Raw genomic sequence first — 17,433 nt, forward strand, 5'->3', positions numbered from 1 at the left:
CCAAGGACGGCGCGCGGGACGCCGGTCACCGCTCAACGGACACGTCCTCCCTCCACGAACGCGTCTTCGGAAGGAGCAGACTCGCGCCGGCGAAACCGAGGCTGGCGGTGGTGCTCAGGGGAGTGGAGGCGGCGGAGAAGGCGCGCTCTCGTTCACGCATCGTCTTGGGGAAGAGCTGCTCCAAGACCTCCGCCACCGTGTCGATGTCGTCGGGGTCAGCTATGGCCTTCGCGAGCTTGTCGGCGGCGACCCGCAGCCGCCGCTCCGCGTCCGCGTCGGGGATCAGCGGCTTGAGGTCGGGCGAGACGGAGCGCGGATCCTTGGTCGGCTCGCCACGCTGGAGGCGCAGGGCGGCCTCCCGCAGCACCGCGTGGACCGCGCCGACGAGGCCCATTCGCGGCTCGACGAACTCATATGCCCACACGGAGAGTTGGTGTGAGGAAAAGCCTGGCTTCGTTGCCTGAGCATTCCACGCCTTGAGGATGCGGATGGCGCGGCGCCGAGTGCGCCGCAGGGTGTCGGCGCCGGATGTCAACAGCTCCACGTGGCCCTGGGGGTCGCTGGCACTCCATGCCTTCTTGGAGCCCTGGGCCCGCTCCAGGTCGGGGATCCATAGTCCGCGCCCATCGCGGCGGCGCAGCGCCACGATGAGATCAACCGTGACATCCGTGCCGTTAACCGGAGCACCGAAATGAATCTTGAGGCCCCGCCTGGACTTGCACACTCGCGCTTTGGGGTATGACGGGGTGCGCTCCGGGTCGCGGAGCTTCGGACCGATGAACGCGACAAGTTCGTCGGTGACGGCGTGCGGGGCCTCCCCTTCGCCGTCAGGACCAAGCTCCGGGTGCCGGACACGGTCCAGGATGATCCCGCCGTCCCCGTCGCTGACGGCTCCCCCGTGCGGCTGAACGTGTGTGCCAACGGGGATCGAACCCGAGCTGTAGGACGTACGGCCCTCGGGATGCTTCTCAGCCAACGTGCGGGCCAACACGAGACGTTCGCGCGTCGCCGCGAGGACGTCGGGTTCTACGTTGATCAGGGTGAGCAGGTCGTCGAACTGCTTGTGCAGATGTGCCATGACCGTTCCTTGCGGGTGCAGAGGAGTGAGAGGCGTAGACAGACGGCCGACACGGGTGTGTGCCGTCTTCCAAGTCTGACGCACACCACTGACAACGCCCCCGCGCACAGCAGGGGCATAGCCCAGCGCAGCCCCGTCGACGAGACGGTCACCTAGATCACGGGCCGGCGCCGCCCACCGGGTCACGACTCCCCGGAGTCATCGGGTTCTTCCCTGCCCTGCGCCAGGATCCGGCCTCCAACGAAGACCACACCCAGAACGAGCGCGGATCCGACACCGAGCATGGTCTTCTTCAGCAGACCATCCACGTGACGCTTGTGCTCAGTGTCCTTCTGAGAAGCAAGTCTTGCCGTTTCCTGGATGAGTTCGAGGAGGTGCTTCCTCTGCTCCCAGGTCAGGTCGCCTTTGTGGAGTTCTCGCTCGAAGATCACCCGGTTCTCCCGGAGGGCCTGGTAGACCTGATCCAGGCTATGCCTGCCGTCCGCGAGAGTGGCCTCGTGGGCCTTCTCGATGGCTCCGAAGGCATCCGTGGCGAACTTCCTGAACTCGGGGAACTGTTCGACGATCTTCATGGCCACTTCGGTGTCCATGTCAGGCATCATGGCCGCGAACCTGACCGCTTTCTCCTTGGAGAGATGCCTCCATGTGTCGATCCCGAGCGCGCGCATGATCTCGGCTTCGTTCTTGTACTTCATGCCGTGGGGCCTCCATTGCTCTCCTTCGCAGCGCGTTCGTCCGCGCTGCGGGCCGCTAACTTTGCCCATCGCCGTACGTGGCGGGATTACGCGCCCGGTCCACAGCCTGTGCGCACGCCTCCCCGTAGGCCGACGAGACCGCGCTCTCGTCCGTGCCACGCACGTGGGCCTCGATCTCCTGGCCTGGCCGACGAGAAGTGTGCCAGCGGACTGGCAGGTCCGTGTACAGATCAGGCTCGAAGTCCCAGGCCCAAGTCGACCATCGGGCAGGACTCCCGACGTTGAGCCGTTCGCCTCCCGTCAGGAACACGGCATGAGCGTGGTGCACCATTCGGCGGTCGGGAACCTCATGGCGGATGAGCTGGGCTCCACCTCCCGCCTCGGCCTCCCAGTGTTCCCGCCCCATCTCCTCGACCTGTGCCGCCTGGCCTGGCCGGTCCTCGCTCCATTGCGCAATCACTTGCTCCGCGAGCTCGCGGGCGGCGAAGGCCAGGCGTCGGCCGCCAAGGTCAGCGAGGTAGACAGCTGAGTCGACCGAGGCAGGGCCGGAGCGCACGGCGGCACGGGAGCCGACCTCCTCCGCGGCGTCCGCAGGCACGGCCCAGAGCAGGGCTCCGATCTTGGCAGCAGTCTGCTGCAGGACGGGGCCGGTCATGTGCTGGTAGCGGCGGCGCATCCGTGCGGACTTGCCAGGCTCCCAGCCCATGATGCTGTCGACGACGGCATCGGAGATCCCGAGGATGAGCAGGACCGTGGCCGCCGTGTGTCGGGCGTCGTGAAGGCGGCCGTCGCGAACCCCCGCAGCCTTCAGCAGGTCCTTCCACCGGTGGAAGTCGGTGTTCGGGTTCAGGGGTTCGCCGACCGGCGAGGTGAAGACGTACTCCTTCTCCGTCCAGAGGTCACGAGCGAGAGCGCGCTCTCGGCCCTGCTCCTCCTTGTGCCGTCGGAGCAGGGCCATCAGCTCGTCCGGAACGCCGATGGGCCGCTGACCGGCTCGTGACTTCACGCTCTTGGTCTCGCGCCGGACGTTGATCTTCTGCGGGCAGTGGCCGGGCTTGCGCCCGCAGCGGTTACCGCAGCCGTGCTCGTAGCGGGGCCGGAGGCGGCCTCGTCGGACGCGGATGACTCCGAGCTCGAAGTCGATGTCGGTCCACTGCATGCCGAGGACCTCGCCCTGACGGAGTCCGAGCGCCAAGGCGATGACCCAGCGGGCCGCGTTGCGGTGCTTCCCCGCCTCCGCCAGGAGGCGTTGGACCTCCTCGACCGAGTACGGCTCGACTTCGTCCTCTTCGAGGCGCGGGGCCTTCGCGATCGTCGCCGGATTCCGGACGGCGTGCCCACGGCGCACGGCTTCGTTGAGCGCGGTACGGAGGGTGCGGTGCGCCTGGTGGGCGGTGCCGGCGGCGCTGCCGTTGTCCTGCATCTTCTTGTAGAAGCGCTCCAGGTGTTCGGGGTCGAGCTTCTCCAGGCGGTGGGCGCCCAGGCCGGGGATGAGGTGGTGGTTCACCGCGACGCGGTAGCCGTCGATGGTGTTCTCCGAGACGTGCGCGGCGGCGATGTTCTCGACCCAGTGGGTGAGCCAGGTCTTCACGGTCCAGGACTGGCCGGCCTTGCGGACGGCGCCCTTGTCGCGCTGGCGCTCCAGCTCCCGGACGACCTTGGTGACCTCGGGGCGGGTCTTGCGGCTGACGTGGCGCCGGTCCGGGGTGCCGTCGTCCTTGACGCCGACGGTGACACGGCCGTGCCACCGGCCGTCCTTACCGAGGTAGATGGACGAGGCGCCGTTGGGCTGGCGGGACTTCGGTGCGGAGTCTCGCGTCACGCGGCGGCCCCGAAGTCGGACGCCGACAGTCGGCGGGCCAGGAAGTCGTTCACCGCCTCCGCTGGGATGCGGCGCAAGCTGCCGATCTTGACCGAGGCGATCTCGCCGGAGGAGACGTACTCGTACAGCTTGGTGCGGCCGATGCCGATCCGGCGAGCTGCCTCGGCAACGGTGAGGGCGACCAGGGTCGTGTCGCCGGCGGATCGCCGCTCGACCATCAAGGTGCGCAGGGCGTCTTCGGGGACGTCCAGGAGCTGGGCTATCTGGGAAATGGGCAGCGCAGGCTGCGGCATGGGGTACTCCTCCCGCCGGCATCGCGGCGTCGCGGGAGCGGCAACTCCCGTCGGCCTGGCCGGTGGCGTCGTTCAGGGATGGATGGGTCGGCGGATGATCGTCGGCGACGGATGTCGCCGGGCGTGGGGGTTCTCGGCGTTCGTAGCGCCGTGAAAGGGGCAGCAGCCGACTATTCGCCGGTGGGTGGCTGCCCCTGGTTTCGCAGGTGCGCCCGCGATGGGTGCAGGCTCCTCTGCAGGGCCCGTTCTTCGAGGCGGAGGAGTTCGTCGACCTGTCCTCTCTGCTCGGGGCCCTTGTCCCCGTATGCATTGAGTTCCATGTCGATCTCGTGCAGGTGCATCTGGTTCCGGTCGATCGCCGCTCGCAGTTGGTGGTACTCCCGCGTCATCTGGACGTACTCACGGACAAGCTCACGAATGCGGGGCGTGGCCAGCTCTCCTGGCGGCCCCGTCAGGTCCTGCATGGTGATGTCGAAGACCTTGCAGAAGCCGAGCGCCTCGTCGAGGTTGACCCTGCGACGGGGTTTGCCGCTCTCGATGCGCCAGATCGCCGACTGGTTGATCGGATGGCCGACGGCGGCCATCTCCTCGGCGAGCTTCACCGTGCTCCAACCGCGGACCTCGCGCTCCAGCTTGATGCGTGCGGCGACGTGCTCCTCCGGCATCGGACGACCGGGGCCGGCGCGCTCCGCACCTTCCTCACCGCTCACTCGCACCTCCCTTCACGCGACAACGGGTCCACTGGGGCCAGCATCCACAACTAAACATCGTTGCGGAGTGAAATGCAAGGCGTTGCGCTGCCGAAAATCTCGGCTATGGTCGTAGTCCGCCGTACAGCAGCGGACGGATCCGCACACGCAAGCGGCCCCGGTGCTACGAACACCGGGGCCGAAGTAGAGGCTCCACCGCACAACCATCCATCCCTGAACGATCGAAACCGGAGGCCGGGGTTGCCGCCCCGTAATGGCCTGCCGGATGAGGAGCTCCGTGACCCAGGGTACGACCCTGCCAACCCAGACGCCATCCCACTTCGACGAAGGTCCCACCCCGACGGAACCTCCGTTCAACCTGGACGCCGAGCGCGCGGTCCTTGGCGCCTGCATGCACAAAGCCGACGTCATCGACGCGGTCCGGCCCGTCCTCGGCGACGACGCCTTTTACCGGCCCGCGCACGAGACCATCTGGCGCGCGCTCCTTACCCAGCACCGCGAGGACAAGCCGACCGACCCGATCGTCCTCACCGAACTGCTCCAGCAGCAAGGCGATCTGCAACGGGTCGGCGGTCCCACCTATGTGTTCCAGCTCGCCGACGCGCCCTACGGCACCGGCAGCGCCGAGCACCACGCGGAGATCGTCCGCGCGAAGGCCGACCTACGCCGCCTGATGACCTCCGCTGTACGGACCCTCCAGCAGGCCCAGGAACCCGGCGCTGATCCCGAGGCGATCCGCAGCGAGGTCGAAGCGGAAGTACGCGCCGAACGCGAGCGCGCACTCGCCTCGGGACAGGGACGGCTGTCCCGCTTCGCCACCAACGGATGGTCGTTCGTCAAAGAGAGCGGCGCGGACACCGAGCCCCTGTGGGGCACCCGCGAGAAGACCGTCTGGGCCTCTGGCGAGAGTCTGATGATCGTCGGCGCTCCGGGCGTCGGCAAGACGACCCTGGCCCATCAGGTGATCTTCGCCCGCATCGGCCTGCAGGAGACCGTCCTGGAGATGCCCGTCGCCCCCAGCAGGCGCGTGCTCTACCTGGCGATGGACCGCCCCAAGCAGATCGCCAAGGCCATGGCTCGCCGCGTCTTCCCCACCGACGAGAAGATCCTGCGCGAGCGGCTCGTGGTCTGGGAAGGTCCGCTGCCCGCCACCCTCGACAAGGAGCCCGACCTCCTCGCCGACCTTGCCGCCGCCCACCAGGCCGACACCATCGTGATCGACAGCCTCAAGGACGCGGTCAGCACGATGGTCGACGACAGCCTCGCGGTCGCCTTCCACAACGCCCGCATGCGCGCTATTCGCAACGGCGTGGAGATCATGGAGCTGCACCACCAGCGGAAGGCCACCGCCGACGCGCCACGCGGACAGCGCCCCAGCCTCGACCAGGTCTACGGCTCCACCTGGTTCACCTCCGGCGCAGGCAGCGTCCTGTTCGTCACCGGCCGGGCAGGCGACCCCGCGGTCACCTTGCACCACCTCAAGACCTCCACCGGTGAAGTCGGCCCGCTGGACGTCACCCACGACCACGTGCGAGGCACCACCACCGTCGACCCCACCAAGGACCCCGCCGCCCTGCTGCGCAACGCCCCCAACGGGCTGAGCGCACGCGAGCTGGCGACCATCCTCATCGGCGGCGGCGACCCCGAACGCGCCGACATCGAGAAGGCGCGACGACACCTCAGTCGCCTCGTCGACGACGGTCTGGCCAACAAGGCAGAGGGCATCGCCGGAGGGGCCGGAGGCGGCCAGCAGGCTCGCTACTACGCCTCCGCCCGCCACCTCACCGCCGTCGGCTGAGCCCCGCACCGAACCCTTGAAAGCGTTCACGCAACCGTCCACGCGGCCCTCGCGCCCGCAGACCGCCGTGAACCGCTCACAGCGCTCACGCTCACCGCAAAACCGCAGGTAGAGCGATCACATGGGCGTCCACGCCGTACACGCACCCAAGCGATCACGCGCGGGGCCCCCTTTAGAAGGGGGCCCGCGTGTACGCCCCCATCCGTGAACGCCGTGATCGCCTTCTCACTCTCCCCGGAGTAACCCCGTACATGCCCCCTGCCATAACCGACATGCTCGCCACCGCTTCGCTCCCGTTCACCGATGGTCCGCTCCTGCCCGTGGCCGTCCTGGCCGTCGCCGCCGGCGCACTGCTCGCGGGCCTGCTGAGGCCGCGACGCAGCCAACACCGCACCCACGATCGGAAGCGGCGCCTCTCGGCCGCAGTCGTCACTGCGACCGTGGCGGCGCTCGTGTGCACCGCGTACAGCGCTGACACCAGCTGGCGGTTCGCCGCCCACTACCTCGACATGCGCAACACCGCCGAGCGCGCCGCGATGTTCGCCGCCGCCGAGCTCGCCCTGTTCTCAATGGCCCTGATGGCCCGCCAGAACCTGCACGGACCGCGGCAGGCGGCCGGCCTGCCCGGAGTCCTGGTCTGGGTGATCACCGCCATGCAGACCATCCCCGCCTATGCCGAGGCCGGCCCGGTCGGCGGCACCGTGCGTGCCTTCACCGGCCCGGTGATGGCCGCCGTGTTGTGGCACCTGGCCATGGGCATCGAGCTCCGCCAGCGGACCCCCGACGCCGCCTCCCGCGGGCTCGCAGCCGTCCTCACACGGCAGGCCCGCGAGCGGCTGCTCGCGCGCCTGGGGATCGTCGAGCAGGACCAGGGCGCCGCCCAGATCATCCACGACCGGGCTACGCACAGGGCTGTCGCGCTGGCCGCCCGCCTCGCCGAGATGACGCCCGAGCAGCGGACCGGGCGGGCGGGCCGGCGCATCGTTCGCCGCCTTTCCAAGGCCCTCGCCCGCTCCGGCATCGACGCCGACCCGCGCCGCAACGAGCAGCTACTGCGCCAGCTCGCCACCCGCCGCCAAGCAGCTGCTCTGGCCACCATCGGCCTGCCCGAGCGCTGGGCCCCGCCCGCCGGGCAGCCCGCAGCACAGCCCGACCACTCCCGGGCAGACGCCGACGAGCGGGCGGGCGGCGACGGACGGGCAGAAGACCGCCCCCGCCCGCACCCATCAGATCCGGGCGACGAGGAACCCCGCCCGCGATCTGCCCGCCCGGATCCCACCGCCAGCTCCGGCCCGAAAACAACAGCCCGCCCGAATCGGGCGGCCCGCCCGCAAGAGGCCGTTCCGCCATCCACGGGCAGCGGCTCACACACCCCACCAGCCAAGCGCCCCACGCCGAAGCCGAAGCGGTCCGGTCGCAAGTCCAGCGCCCCCGACGAAGTCATCCTCCAGTTTGCCCGCCGCATGTACGAGGAGACCGGCAGCGTCGGACGCGACCGAGTGGAGGACGCCGTGCGCGACGCCGGCTACAGCGTCGCCAGCAACGACGCAGGCCGAGTCGTCCGCGCATTCAAGTCCCAGCTCGGGGCCACGCGCACAGGTGCCTGATCCCCGAAACCGCAACTACTCGCCGCAGCGATGACCTGAGAGGGAAATCCAGTGCACGATGCCCACCACGAACCCGCTACTCCCCAGCAGCAGCCGACCAACACCCCAGCACCAGGCGGAGCAAGTTGTACCGGGAGCAATGCTCCCGGAGGTCCCGCCCCAGGGATGGCGGTACCGGTCCTGCGCCAGGGGGCGCCGGACCGACAGGCTGCGGCCGAGGGCGGACCGCAGCCAGGAGGGGGACAGCAGACCGAGCCCCTTTCGCGGCGGCGTCAGCGCGCCCGTCAGCCGAAGCCCCGCAAGCGCCTGCACCAGCCCAGCTGCCGCATGAACGACGCCGAGTACAAGCGCTTCACCGACGCAGCCGCCCAGTGCCAGATGACCAACGCCGCCTTCCTCGCCTACGCCGTCGACAAGGCTGCCCTCGACCTGACCCGCACCGCCGCCGAGATCGCCACCGAACGGGAAGTCATCAACGAACTGTTCACCGCGCGTCGGCACCTGGGTCGCATCCACGGCCTGTTCAACCAGGTCGCCAAGGCCCTCAACTCTGGCGCCGACGCACCCCACCTCGACGCCACCGCCCAGGCCGTCCTAAGCGCAGCCCGTCGCGTGGAGGATGCCGCCGATGCTCTGCTCGCCCACCGGGACGGCGGTGCCGCTGCGTGATCCCCCGTATTCACAAGCGCGGCAGCGAGACGATCGGGCTGATCCGCTACCTGTACGGCCCCGGCACCCATGAGGAGCACACCGACCCCCATCTAGTGGCCGCCTTCGACCCGCTCACCCCGGATCCCGGCCGTGACCCGCAGGCCACCTACGGGCAGCTTCAGCGGCTGCTCGACCAGCCTGTCAACGCCCTGCCCGTCGGCCGGCGCCCCAAGAAGCACGTGTGGCACCTGTCCGTACGCGCCAGCCCCGAAGACCCGATCCTGTCCGACGACGACTGGGCCGCCATCGCCCGCCGCATGGTCGCCGCCACCGGCATCGCCCCCGACGGCGACGACGCCGCCTGCCGGTGGGCCGCCGTCCGCCACGCCGACGACCACATCCACATCATCGCCACCCTGGTCCGCGACGACGGCCGACGGCCCCGCCTACACAACGAGGCCCGCCGCGCACAGACCGAGGCCCGCCTCATCGAAGCGGACTACGGCCTGCGCCGGATCACACCAGGCGATGGCACCGCCGCCAAGCGCCCCACGAGCGCCGAGCGCCACAAAGCCGAACGCCGGGGACAGCAGCACACCCCGCGTGAGGAACTGCGCGAGGCTGTCCGCCGCTCGGTGGCCGGCGCGGCAAGCGAAGAGGAGTTCTTCGACCGCCTCACCACAGCCGGCCTGCTCATCCGGCGCCGCGTCGCGCCGTCGGGCGACAACCTCGGCTACACCGTCGCCCTCCCCGGCGACCGCAACGCCAAGGGCGAGCCGGTCTTCTACTCCGGCTCCAAGCTCGCCCCGGATCTCTCCCTGCCCCGCATCCGCGAACGCTGGACTCCGGCCTCGGACGACCCCGCCCAGCAGTCGGCCTTGCCCCAGGTGACCGGGCCCGCGTCCGCACGCCGGCGTGCCACCAGCGCCGCCTGGCAGGCACTGCTCGTCATCGACCACGGCGACGACGGCGTCATCGCCGCGCAGGTCGCCGCCGCCAGCGAAGTCCTCGACGCCCTCGCCCAGACCTCCGCCGCCCACACCCGCCGCGAACTCCAGGCCGCCGCCACCGCGTTCGAACGCGCCTCTCGCTCCCACATCCGCGCCGCACGCGGCCACGACCACGCTCTGCGCCAAGCCGCACGCGACCTCGTCCACAGCGGCCCGGCCCTCGGCCGAGGCGAGGATGGCGCCACCACCGCGATGGCCATCGACATGCTGTTCTTCCTGATCGCCGCCGCCGCGCACTGGCACGCCAGGAAACAGCACGCCCAGCAGGCCGAAGCCGCCCAGCAGGCGGCCGAACACCTCCGTGCCGCCTACCCGTCCGCCGCCGGGCACCCCATGGCCCTGTTCCACCAGCGGGGCAGCCGCCTGGCCCTCTCCTGGCAGCGCCACCACGCCACCGCCGTACGCCACGCCCTGCCCGAACTGGCCGACCGGATCCTCGCCGAACCCGGCTGGCCCACCCTCGCAGCCACCCTCGACGAAGCCCGAACCGCCGGCCACAACCCCACCGCCCTACTCGCTCAGGCAGCTGCCCGACGGGAGCTGGACACAGCGGAGCGCATGAGCGACGTGCTCGTGTGGCGGCTGCGGCGGATGGCCGACCTCCCCGCTGATCCCCAGAACTCCCAGGGCCGGCGAGCCAGCGGCGCCCGCGCCGTCTCCACGCCAGGGAGCCCCGCCCACATCGGAGCCAGGCTCGCGCACATTTCTCCGCGACATCACTGAACCGTAAAAACCGAGCCGACGAACATAAACGACAACCGCCGGTTAGCCTAACCGGCGATTCTCTGGACCATGAATGCATCGGTATTCACCCCGTCCCTCTTGAGGAGAGTCCATATGCCCAACTCCACCCCTCGCCCCCACGTCATGGCGCTGCTATTCGACATGGATTTCAAGGGCCCGGCTGATTCCCTGGTCTTCCGCCGCCTCGATGGCCGCCTCTTCACTGAGGAGGAGCAGGCCATCATCCGTGGCGCAACCGCCGAAGAACTCCAGGCCGCCGGAGCCCACGTTCACAACCCAGAGGCCGGGGCCGAAGCAGAGGCGGCCGTGCTGAAGCTGGCCGAGCTGCTGTTCAAGTACGTCATCCCGCACCGCAAGGTCCTCATCCCCTTCATGACCCACGAGGACATGCTGGAGTACGGCCGGTTGGAGACCATCGTCACTGCGGGCGCCGACACGGAGGGCTGATCACACAGAAAAGGCGCCAGATAAAAGAATCGGCGGCCGGTGGTCGGGATTAATCCCTGCCACCGGCCGTACCCCGCCGTCTGGTCGGCCGGCCCCACCCCACGGTCTGCGACCGAGCTGTGCTGCTTATGGCTGCTTCGCCATCATGGGTGGATGACGTACAGCGATGCCGACCTGAAAGCCCTCCTTCATCGCCTGGACGATCCGGAGCTGGTGGAACGTCCCCCCGGCTACGACCATGCGGCGACGCGAGCGCTGTTCGAGCGTCTGGTGGTCAGGCTTGACGCGGACTTCGACACCCGCTGCACGGCCGATCGCCAGGTGCAGGACGCGAGCCTGCATGCCAGGGTCGAGGTGCCAGCGGAGGCCACGGCATGCGGGGAGCGAATCGTCGTTTCGGTGAGCAACTTCGGATCGATGGCGGTCGTGGCCGCAGAGAACCCGGGCGTCTACTTCGATACCGAGGAGGCGATGGAGGCGGATGCGCTCGACGTCGCCGACCTGCGGAGGGTCGAACGTGCTCTCACGGACCTGGGCTACGTACCGATCCCCGAGCGTCTGCTCACCCGGCCGTACGACGGCCTGAGTCCTCTGGCTACCTACCGCCCCGGGGAGCCAGTCGATTGGTGGATTCGGTACTTCGACTACATCTAGACGCTCGGTCCGAGAAGCAGCCATGCGAGGCGAGGAAGCCGTCGGTGCATCTCCTCGGCGTCGGCAAGACCGTATCCAGCGCCTTGCTCCGGCTGGTCGTGGAGATTCCCTTCCGGGGTCGTCGCCGCCGGAGCGCGCTGGTGCGGTCTCAGCCCTTGGCCAGTAGTTCCCTGGCCGCGTAGTAGGCATGCAGCGCGGCCTCACTGCCGGAGCCCAAGGCAGTCATGATCCGTTGGAAGCGGGCGGAGCGGAGGTCGCCGGCCACGATGACGCGGGGGTGCTGGTCGGCAGGCAAGCAGTATCCGTCCGGACCGCGAGTCAGGTCGCCGGACGGGGCGGTGGGCGCGTTCCCGATGCTGAGGTAGGCAGCATCCGCGGTGATCGTCTGCCGTGCGCCGTCCTGGCCCACCACCTCCGCTGATACCAAGGCGCCTTCCGTCAGATCCAGCGTCAGGTGCTCGACGGGGAAGAGTATGACTCGGGGGTCCTCGCGGATCTCCTCGATCTTGTACGCGTCGGCCGCCGGGTACGCGACGAGCAGGCGGGTGTCGGTGGTCGGGTTGGCGCGCAGGAAGGTGCCGATCGGGCGGTCGCCGCCGAGGACGAGGAGAGTGCGCCCCTGGGCATCGTCCTGCCAGAGCGGGGGCAGGGTCAGGCCGTCGGGGGCGGTGATCCAGGTGACGTCGCGGGGCTGGAGAGGGCCGACGCCGGTGGCGACGATGGCGTACGGGGCGGTGAGACGGGCGCCGGTGTCGACCGTGACGGTCACTTGGTCGTCATCGGCGCGTAGTTCGGTGACGCGCCTGCCGAGTTCGAGACGGCACAGCTCCGTGCTCTTCAGCTCCGCGACGATGGAGTCGGCCAGCTCGGGGCCGCTGGTGTAGCCGCCGAGGACGTTGTTCAGGGCCGGGATCCGGTAGAGGTTGCGGCACAGACGGTCCGGTTCGACCAGGGTCGAGCGCATGCCGACGCTGGCGGCCATGCGGGCGGCGGCACAGCCGGCCGGGCCGCCGCCGATGATGATCAGGTCGGTGTCGTGCAGCGTGTCGGCCATGGGGCTATTCCAGCACCGGGGCCCCGGCGTACGCAGTGAGTTGGCCGATCACGTAGTCGGCGGTGACGAGTTGGCCGGTTCCTATCAGGCGGCGAGCAACGACGAGGCCGGCGTCGTGGACGTCGGGGCCGGCGTCGCTGGCGCAGGCGTCGGTGACGATCCAGGGCGCGTAGCCGTGCTCGAAGGCGTCGGCGGCGGACTTCAGGACGCAGCTCTCGGTGGCTATCCCGCAGAAGACGAGGTTGGTCCAGCCGGCCCGGCGGATCAGTTCGGTGGCCTCTGGGGTGAGGAGCGTGTACCCGGTCTTGTCGATGATCGCGTGTGCGTAGGCGGCAGCCTCGGCGAGCTCGGGGACGATGTCGGTCTCGGGTGGTTCCTGGAGTCGGTGCCACTGGAAGAAGCGCTCGTAGGGGCTGTCCGGGTAGTTGAAGTACCGGGTGAAGATCACAGGTCGGCCCGCGGCGGACCACTGGGCGACCAGGTGGGAGACTGCGGGAACGGCGTGGCGGCTGTGGTGGTTCACGAAGCCGTTCTGCATGTCGATCACGACCAGCGCGGCGCTGCCGATGTCCATCCGCTGTCTCTCCTGCCCCGTGTTCTCAGCCGACGCTCTCGCGTAGAGCGTCCTGTGCGGCGCGCAGCCGTTCGGCCAGCCCGCTGGTCTTCATGATGGCCTCCCGCATCAGGACGTGCTGCGCGGTCTCCTGGGCTCGGGCGGTGGTGAGCCGGGAGTAGGCGGCGCGCAGGAAGCGCCAGCCGTACTGCTCGGGCATGGAGGGGTCTTGGCCGTCCTCGATCATCTGCTGGATCTGGCGGGTGAAGCACCACAGGGCCTGAACGGTCAGCTCGCAGGTGATCAGCTCGTCGATGGTGAGGCTGCGCTCGCGGGAGTGGGAGGCGTAGGCGACGCCGGACCAGCCGGCGTAGGCGGTGGAGACGCCCCGTACGCCGAAGGGCACGATGTCCGGGTGGTCGAAGCCGGTGGCGAGGAGCGATGCCTCGACCGCGCCGTCCAGGGGCACCGGGCCGCCCGGGGCTCCGCGGTCGACCAGGACCGACGGCGTGGACAGCAGACGCAGGGCGGTGTCGTGGGCGTCTCCGGCCCACGGGCCGGAGGTGAGCCAGTACAGGGAGAGGACGTACTCCGGGTTGGGGACGCGGGTGTGGTCCTCGTCCAGGAGGTCGCGGAGCTTGTCCCGTGCCCAGGGCAGGTCGGAGGCGTAGGAGCGGTAGCGCCAGACGGCGAGGTCGGTGAGCGCGGTGGGCTCGTGCGGCTGGACGAGATGGAAGACGGCTACCCCGCACGCGAAGACGTACAGGACGCAGTCCTGCGCTTCGGGGTGGTCCACGCGGGCCGAGGAGGACTCCAGCCACTGGGCGTCTGCGCTCGGTGCCATGTGTGTGCGGAGCTGGCCGGCGCGCTCGACGCCGATGAAGACCGGCAGGAATTTATGGGAGTCGACTTCGATCCGGCCCGTGACGGGCGGGGCAGAACCCTTCGTCCCGAGCGCCGCCGCAAACCGAGCCTTCGCGTCGTCCGGAGCCCGGCCGAGCGCGGTGTCGAGGACGGCCTGCGATTCAGCACGCGGCTGATAACTCGACCCGCCGCCCTCCCAGTTCGACACGGTCCGGTCGCTGACGCCCAGGTAGGCGGCGAAGTCCCTCAGGCTCATACGCAGGGCGTCGCGTAACAACCGGGCTTCCCGGCCGGACCATCGCTGCACCGTGACCACCGTCGTACCCCCTGTCCGTCACCCGGTGGAACGCCGAAACGCCCAGCGTAGCCAGCCTTGTTCAGCAGTGGTGCGGCATTGCTGCAGCACCCGTACGTCACACCCAGCCACCGGCCTGCACCATGCTGGGTCCACCGAGCCGGGGAGGTGCCCATCGCCACCAGGCGGCCCTCCGCCCGTTCTCTCCTGTACCACCACCAGAAGGAGCAAACGGCATGACCGACATCGTCAAGCGCAACGCCCGCGCCATCCTCCTCGACGGCGACGAGCTCGTCCTCATCAAGCGCACCAAGCCGGGCAGGGAGCCGTACTGGGTGACCGTCGGCGGAGGCGTCGAGGAGGACGACGCGACCATCGAGGCGGCCCTGCACCGGGAGGTGTTCGAGGAGCTGGGCGGCAAGCTGGAGCACGCCGAGCTCGTCCACCTGATCACCGACGAGCTGGAAGGCGGCATCGGCGTCCAGCACATCTTCGCCGCGCGCCTGGAGTCGATGGACCTGGCCGCGCGGACGGGGACGGAGTTCGCCAAGCCGGAGCGCGGCGGGTACGAGGTGGTCCGGGTGCCCTTCACCGGCCAGACCGTCCGTGAGCTGAACCTGATGCCACCGGAGCTCGCCGACTTCATCGCCGCCAACACGGACGCGATCGTCTCCGCCCTCGACACCCCGATCCGCGAGGCGTGAACGATGGCGCAGGTCCCGGACTTCGTCAGCCTCAACGGCCCTGACAACGTGGGCAAGACGACCCACCTGGTGCGGCTGGCCGAGCGGTGGGACGGCTTCCAGCCGCTGGGCGCGGTCCACGAGCACGACCCCGAGCCGTGGGCTCGGGTGGCCGCCGGCGACTACGCCCGGTGGTGGTTCGAGACGTCCACGACTGTCGAGCTGACCGAGATGCTGCTCGTCGGCCACGCCAAGCGGGCCGCCGCCCGCGAGGCCGGGCGCACGGGCCTGCTCGACCGGGGCCTGCCCATGCTCCTCGCCGTGGCCACCGCGACCTGCGTGGTCAAGGACGGGCTGACGGTCGGCGAGGCGTTCAAGACCGTGACGGGCATCTCCGGTTCGCGCGCCACCGCAGCAGAGACCGCGATCCTCCTGCTCCCGTCACTCGACGCCGAGCGCAGCTACGCCATCACCAGCGCCCGCGAGGGCAGCCCCTGGACCGGGATCTACCCGGCCTACCAGAAGACGCTGCACACGGTCCTGCTCCACCAAGCCGACCACGGCTCGTACACCGCGGTCGTGGACTGCGAGGACCGCTCCCTGGACGACATCCACGCCGACGTACTCGGCCACGTCGGCCTCCCCCGACTCACTGACGGGAGTCCCCGATGACCCAGAACTCCCCGCCCCTGGTTTTGCCGCCCGGCCTGTCCCGCGCCATCGCCGCGCTTCAGGACAAGGACCGTCACCGCCTGGACGACGCCATCACCCGGCTCCACACTGTCAACGGGCGCCTGTGGCACACCGAGGACCGGGTGCGCAGCTCCTTACTCTCCGCCGCCCAGGTCGCCGACTGCAAGCGCGAGATCGACCAGCTCAACGCCGAACGCAACGCGCTCGCCGAACGGGCTGACGAGGTCCTCGGCTCGCTGGCCGACGCGGGCCGCGCCGACGCGCCGCTGCACACCGAGACGCTCGCCTCCGTCGTCGACCGCCTGTCGGTGCTGACGCTGCGGATCTGGCACAGCGAGCGGGCGGCAGCCCGGGACGAGCTGGCCCGTCGGCGTGTCCCCGCCCTGCACATCCAGCGGGAAGAGCTGTGCGCCGCCCTCGACACGCTGATCTCCGACGTCGTCGCCGGCCACCGGCGGCTTCCCATACCGGCCCGCTTCAAGTTGTACGGCCGGGACGACGCCGCCCCTGCAGAGATCAAGCCGAGCCGACACCTCCGCCGGGTCCTCGCCTTCGGCGGGTTGAGCGAGTGCGGCAAGAGCACCAGCGCCGAGTTCGTCCAGCGCACGTGCGGCGCCCAGCGTCTCAAGATCGGCTTTCTGCTGCGGCAGGCGGCCCACCGGGAGGGCCTTGCGGACCCGTACGCGCTGTCGGCCCGGCGGCAGGCCGAACTGCTGCTCGGCGAGCTGAACCGCTTCGCGGACGCCCACGTCGACACGCGGCTGTTCACCATCGAGTCCGTCCACGACGATGCCTCGATCGCCGAGCTCAAGCAGCTCATGGGCGACACGCTCCAGATCGTCTACCTGGACGCCTCCTTCGCCGTACGCGTCGAGCGGTCCGGGACACCGGCCCAGGCCGTCGCCGCGAAGGACGAGATCAAGATGAGCCGTGGTGCCCACCAGGTCGCCGCGATCGCCGACCACGTGATCGACAACACCGGCAGCATCGCCGCCCTTCGAGCCAGGCTCCGGCGCATCGCCGCCCCGTCCGCCGCCACGGCGCTGCGCGTGGCCACCCCGTACGGGCTGGGCCTGCCGGCCGCCGTCGCCTCGGCGACGGCCGACTTCACCGACACGGTACGGGCATACGGCCCCGGCGTAAGGCTCGCCGCCCTGACCGGCAGCCCCGGCGAGGGCAGCTGGATCGCCGGCTGGTCCGACCTGGACCTCCTCGTGATCGCCGAGCACGAGGCCATCGGCCGGGTCCACGAGGCCCTGGAGCAGTACCAGACCGCTCTGAGCGGTGCGGCCTCCCTCGGTCCCACCCTCGTCACGCCCGGCGAACTGACCGCCCGACGCCTCACCCCGCGCCTGGCGTTCGTCCTCCATCAACTTCAGCAGGGCAGCCCCGTTCTGCACGCCGCACCAGGCCTCGAACTGCCGACGATCGGTCGAGACGAGCTGGCGTTCGCCGCCGTCCATGAACTCCCTCAGGTCGTCCTGACCATGCGCCGACTGCGCGCCGACGCGGGCCCGGCCACTCTGCGGCAGCTCTACAAGCATCTTGTGCTCGCCTGCCGCCTCCTCCTACGCGAGCACAACCAGTGGGAGTCCGGCCCTGACCGGATCCTCGCCGCGGCCTCCCGTATGCCGGGCCTGCTCGCCGTGTCGGCGCCCTCCCTGGCCGAGATCGCCAGTGCCTGGTGCGAGGGCGACACCGAGCTCGTTCTCAAGCCCGTCACCACAGCGGTCGACCAGCTCCTCACTTGGTACGCCGCCCAGCTCGCCGCCTGAACGGCCT

General features: G+C 69.9%; 17 protein-coding genes. 9 read left to right on the top strand and 8 right to left on the bottom strand.

The features are described 5' to 3' along the window. Positions 1 to 25 precede the first annotated feature (25 nt). The 5 genes from ACIQUR_RS24780 to ACIQUR_RS24800 form a co-directional block, all read right to left on the bottom strand. On the bottom strand, positions 26 to 1,078 hold the full coding sequence (locus tag ACIQUR_RS24780) for a hypothetical protein (protein WP_403668100.1): 1,053 nt from the start codon (positions 1,076 to 1,078) through the stop codon (positions 26 to 28). A 182-nt stretch (positions 1,079 to 1,260) separates the two neighbouring features. Further along, positions 1,261 to 1,773 (bottom strand): hypothetical protein, encoded by a 513-nt coding sequence (locus ACIQUR_RS24785; RefSeq protein ID WP_403668103.1) that lies wholly within the window; start codon positions 1,771 to 1,773, stop codon positions 1,261 to 1,263. A 55-nt stretch (positions 1,774 to 1,828) separates the two neighbouring features. Further along, on the bottom strand, positions 1,829 to 3,595 hold the full coding sequence (locus ACIQUR_RS24790) for a tyrosine-type recombinase/integrase (RefSeq protein ID WP_403668105.1): 1,767 nt from the start codon (positions 3,593 to 3,595) through the stop codon (positions 1,829 to 1,831). After that, a complete protein-coding gene (locus ACIQUR_RS24795; RefSeq protein WP_399988516.1) occupies positions 3,592 to 3,888 on the bottom strand; it encodes a helix-turn-helix domain-containing protein in 297 nt (98 codons plus the stop codon). Before ACIQUR_RS24795 ends, ACIQUR_RS24790 begins: the two co-directional genes overlap by 4 nt. A 170-nt stretch (positions 3,889 to 4,058) precedes the next feature. Further along, on the bottom strand, positions 4,059 to 4,553 hold the full coding sequence (locus ACIQUR_RS24800) for a helix-turn-helix transcriptional regulator (RefSeq protein WP_403668547.1): 495 nt from the start codon (positions 4,551 to 4,553) through the stop codon (positions 4,059 to 4,061). A 322-nt stretch (positions 4,554 to 4,875) separates the two neighbouring features. On the opposite strand from ACIQUR_RS24800, the gene ACIQUR_RS24805 reads away from it, so the two are divergent. The 6 genes from ACIQUR_RS24805 to ACIQUR_RS24830 all read left to right on the top strand — a co-directional run bounded on the left by ACIQUR_RS24805 (position 4,876) and on the right by ACIQUR_RS24830 (position 11,509). Next, the gene (locus ACIQUR_RS24805) at positions 4,876 to 6,396 is read left to right on the top strand and encodes a DnaB-like helicase N-terminal domain-containing protein (protein WP_403668108.1); all 1,521 of its coding nucleotides are present in this window, start codon (positions 4,876 to 4,878) and stop codon (positions 6,394 to 6,396) included. 251 nt (positions 6,397 to 6,647) lie between these two features. After that, positions 6,648 to 8,003 carry a hypothetical protein gene (locus tag ACIQUR_RS24810; RefSeq protein ID WP_403668111.1) on the top strand — a complete coding sequence of 452 codons (1,356 nt, stop codon included), beginning with the start codon at positions 6,648 to 6,650 and terminating at the stop codon, positions 8,001 to 8,003. A gap of 327 nt (positions 8,004 to 8,330) precedes the next feature. After that, positions 8,331 to 8,672 (top strand): plasmid mobilization relaxosome protein MobC, encoded by a 342-nt coding sequence (locus tag ACIQUR_RS24815; RefSeq protein WP_403668114.1) that lies wholly within the window; start codon positions 8,331 to 8,333, stop codon positions 8,670 to 8,672. Next, positions 8,669 to 10,387 carry a mobilization protein gene (locus ACIQUR_RS24820; protein WP_403668118.1) on the top strand — a complete coding sequence of 573 codons (1,719 nt, stop codon included), beginning with the start codon at positions 8,669 to 8,671 and terminating at the stop codon, positions 10,385 to 10,387. The genes ACIQUR_RS24815 and ACIQUR_RS24820 overlap by 4 nt, the downstream gene beginning before the upstream one ends. A 114-nt stretch (positions 10,388 to 10,501) precedes the next feature. Further along, positions 10,502 to 10,855 carry a hypothetical protein gene (locus tag ACIQUR_RS24825; RefSeq protein ID WP_150161234.1) on the top strand — a complete coding sequence of 118 codons (354 nt, stop codon included), beginning with the start codon at positions 10,502 to 10,504 and terminating at the stop codon, positions 10,853 to 10,855. Between the two features lie 153 nt (positions 10,856 to 11,008). Continuing rightward, positions 11,009 to 11,509 carry a hypothetical protein gene (locus tag ACIQUR_RS24830; protein ID WP_150161233.1) on the top strand — a complete coding sequence of 167 codons (501 nt, stop codon included), beginning with the start codon at positions 11,009 to 11,011 and terminating at the stop codon, positions 11,507 to 11,509. A 148-nt stretch (positions 11,510 to 11,657) separates the two neighbouring features. On the opposite strand, the gene ACIQUR_RS24835 is transcribed toward ACIQUR_RS24830, so the two are convergent. Genes ACIQUR_RS24835 through ACIQUR_RS24845 form a run of 3 tightly spaced genes read right to left on the bottom strand, consistent with a single transcriptional unit; the run spans position 11,658 to position 14,236 of the window. Continuing rightward, positions 11,658 to 12,563, bottom strand: coding sequence for an FAD-dependent oxidoreductase (locus tag ACIQUR_RS24835; RefSeq protein ID WP_403668122.1), 906 nt, complete (start codon positions 12,561 to 12,563; stop codon positions 11,658 to 11,660). A gap of 4 nt (positions 12,564 to 12,567) precedes the next feature. Next, the gene (locus tag ACIQUR_RS24840; RefSeq protein ID WP_403668125.1) at positions 12,568 to 13,137 is read right to left on the bottom strand and encodes an isochorismatase family cysteine hydrolase; all 570 of its coding nucleotides are present in this window, start codon (positions 13,135 to 13,137) and stop codon (positions 12,568 to 12,570) included. Positions 13,138 to 13,162: 25 nt separating this feature from the next. Then, positions 13,163 to 14,236: a helix-turn-helix domain-containing protein gene (locus ACIQUR_RS24845; protein ID WP_403668128.1), complete on the bottom strand. Its 1,074-nt coding sequence runs from the start codon at positions 14,234 to 14,236 to the stop codon at positions 13,163 to 13,165. Positions 14,237 to 14,511: 275 nt separating this feature from the next. Here ACIQUR_RS24845 and ACIQUR_RS24850 point away from each other — a divergent pair, with 275 nt between their 5' ends. From ACIQUR_RS24850 to ACIQUR_RS24860, 3 genes are read left to right on the top strand one after another with little or no spacing between them, the layout of a single operon-like run. After that, positions 14,512 to 14,979, top strand: a complete 468-nt coding sequence (locus ACIQUR_RS24850; RefSeq protein ID WP_403668130.1) for an NUDIX domain-containing protein — start codon at positions 14,512 to 14,514, stop codon at positions 14,977 to 14,979. Between the two features lie 3 nt (positions 14,980 to 14,982). Further along, positions 14,983 to 15,630, top strand: a complete 648-nt coding sequence (locus ACIQUR_RS24855; RefSeq protein WP_403668133.1) for a hypothetical protein — start codon at positions 14,983 to 14,985, stop codon at positions 15,628 to 15,630. Next, a complete protein-coding gene (locus ACIQUR_RS24860; protein ID WP_403668136.1) occupies positions 15,627 to 17,426 on the top strand; it encodes a DUF4254 domain-containing protein in 1,800 nt (599 codons plus the stop codon). Before ACIQUR_RS24855 ends, ACIQUR_RS24860 begins: the two co-directional genes overlap by 4 nt. Positions 17,427 to 17,433 lie beyond the last annotated feature (7 nt).

It is taken from the genome of Streptomyces sp. NPDC101132 (assembly GCF_044759225.1).
Taxonomy (GTDB): Bacteria; Actinomycetota; Actinomycetes; order Streptomycetales; family Streptomycetaceae; genus Streptomyces.

Excerpts from the sequence above, each read along its gene's own strand:
- ACIQUR_RS24780 (WP_403668100.1), bottom strand. The coding sequence starts at position 1,078 with ATGGCACATCTGCACAAGCAGTTCGACGACCTGCTCACCCTGATCAAC.
- ACIQUR_RS24785 (WP_403668103.1), bottom strand. The coding sequence starts at position 1,773 with ATGAAGTACAAGAACGAAGCCGAGATCATGCGCGCGCTCGGGATCGAC.
- ACIQUR_RS24795 (WP_399988516.1), bottom strand. The coding sequence starts at position 3,888 with ATGCCGCAGCCTGCGCTGCCCATTTCCCAGATAGCCCAGCTCCTGGAC.
- ACIQUR_RS24800 (WP_403668547.1), bottom strand. The coding sequence starts at position 4,553 with ATGCCGGAGGAGCACGTCGCCGCACGCATCAAGCTGGAGCGCGAGGTC.
- ACIQUR_RS24810 (WP_403668111.1), top strand. The coding sequence starts at position 6,648 with ATGCCCCCTGCCATAACCGACATGCTCGCCACCGCTTCGCTCCCGTTC.
- ACIQUR_RS24815 (WP_403668114.1), top strand. The coding sequence starts at position 8,331 with ATGAACGACGCCGAGTACAAGCGCTTCACCGACGCAGCCGCCCAGTGC.
- ACIQUR_RS24825 (WP_150161234.1), top strand. The coding sequence starts at position 10,502 with ATGCCCAACTCCACCCCTCGCCCCCACGTCATGGCGCTGCTATTCGAC.
- ACIQUR_RS24830 (WP_150161233.1), top strand. The coding sequence starts at position 11,009 with ATGACGTACAGCGATGCCGACCTGAAAGCCCTCCTTCATCGCCTGGAC.
- ACIQUR_RS24835 (WP_403668122.1), bottom strand. The coding sequence starts at position 12,563 with ATGGCCGACACGCTGCACGACACCGACCTGATCATCATCGGCGGCGGC.
- ACIQUR_RS24840 (WP_403668125.1), bottom strand. The coding sequence starts at position 13,137 with ATGGACATCGGCAGCGCCGCGCTGGTCGTGATCGACATGCAGAACGGC.
- ACIQUR_RS24845 (WP_403668128.1), bottom strand. The coding sequence starts at position 14,236 with ATGAGCCTGAGGGACTTCGCCGCCTACCTGGGCGTCAGCGACCGGACC.
- ACIQUR_RS24850 (WP_403668130.1), top strand. The coding sequence starts at position 14,512 with ATGACCGACATCGTCAAGCGCAACGCCCGCGCCATCCTCCTCGACGGC.
- ACIQUR_RS24855 (WP_403668133.1), top strand. The coding sequence starts at position 14,983 with ATGGCGCAGGTCCCGGACTTCGTCAGCCTCAACGGCCCTGACAACGTG.
- ACIQUR_RS24860 (WP_403668136.1), top strand. The coding sequence starts at position 15,627 with ATGACCCAGAACTCCCCGCCCCTGGTTTTGCCGCCCGGCCTGTCCCGC.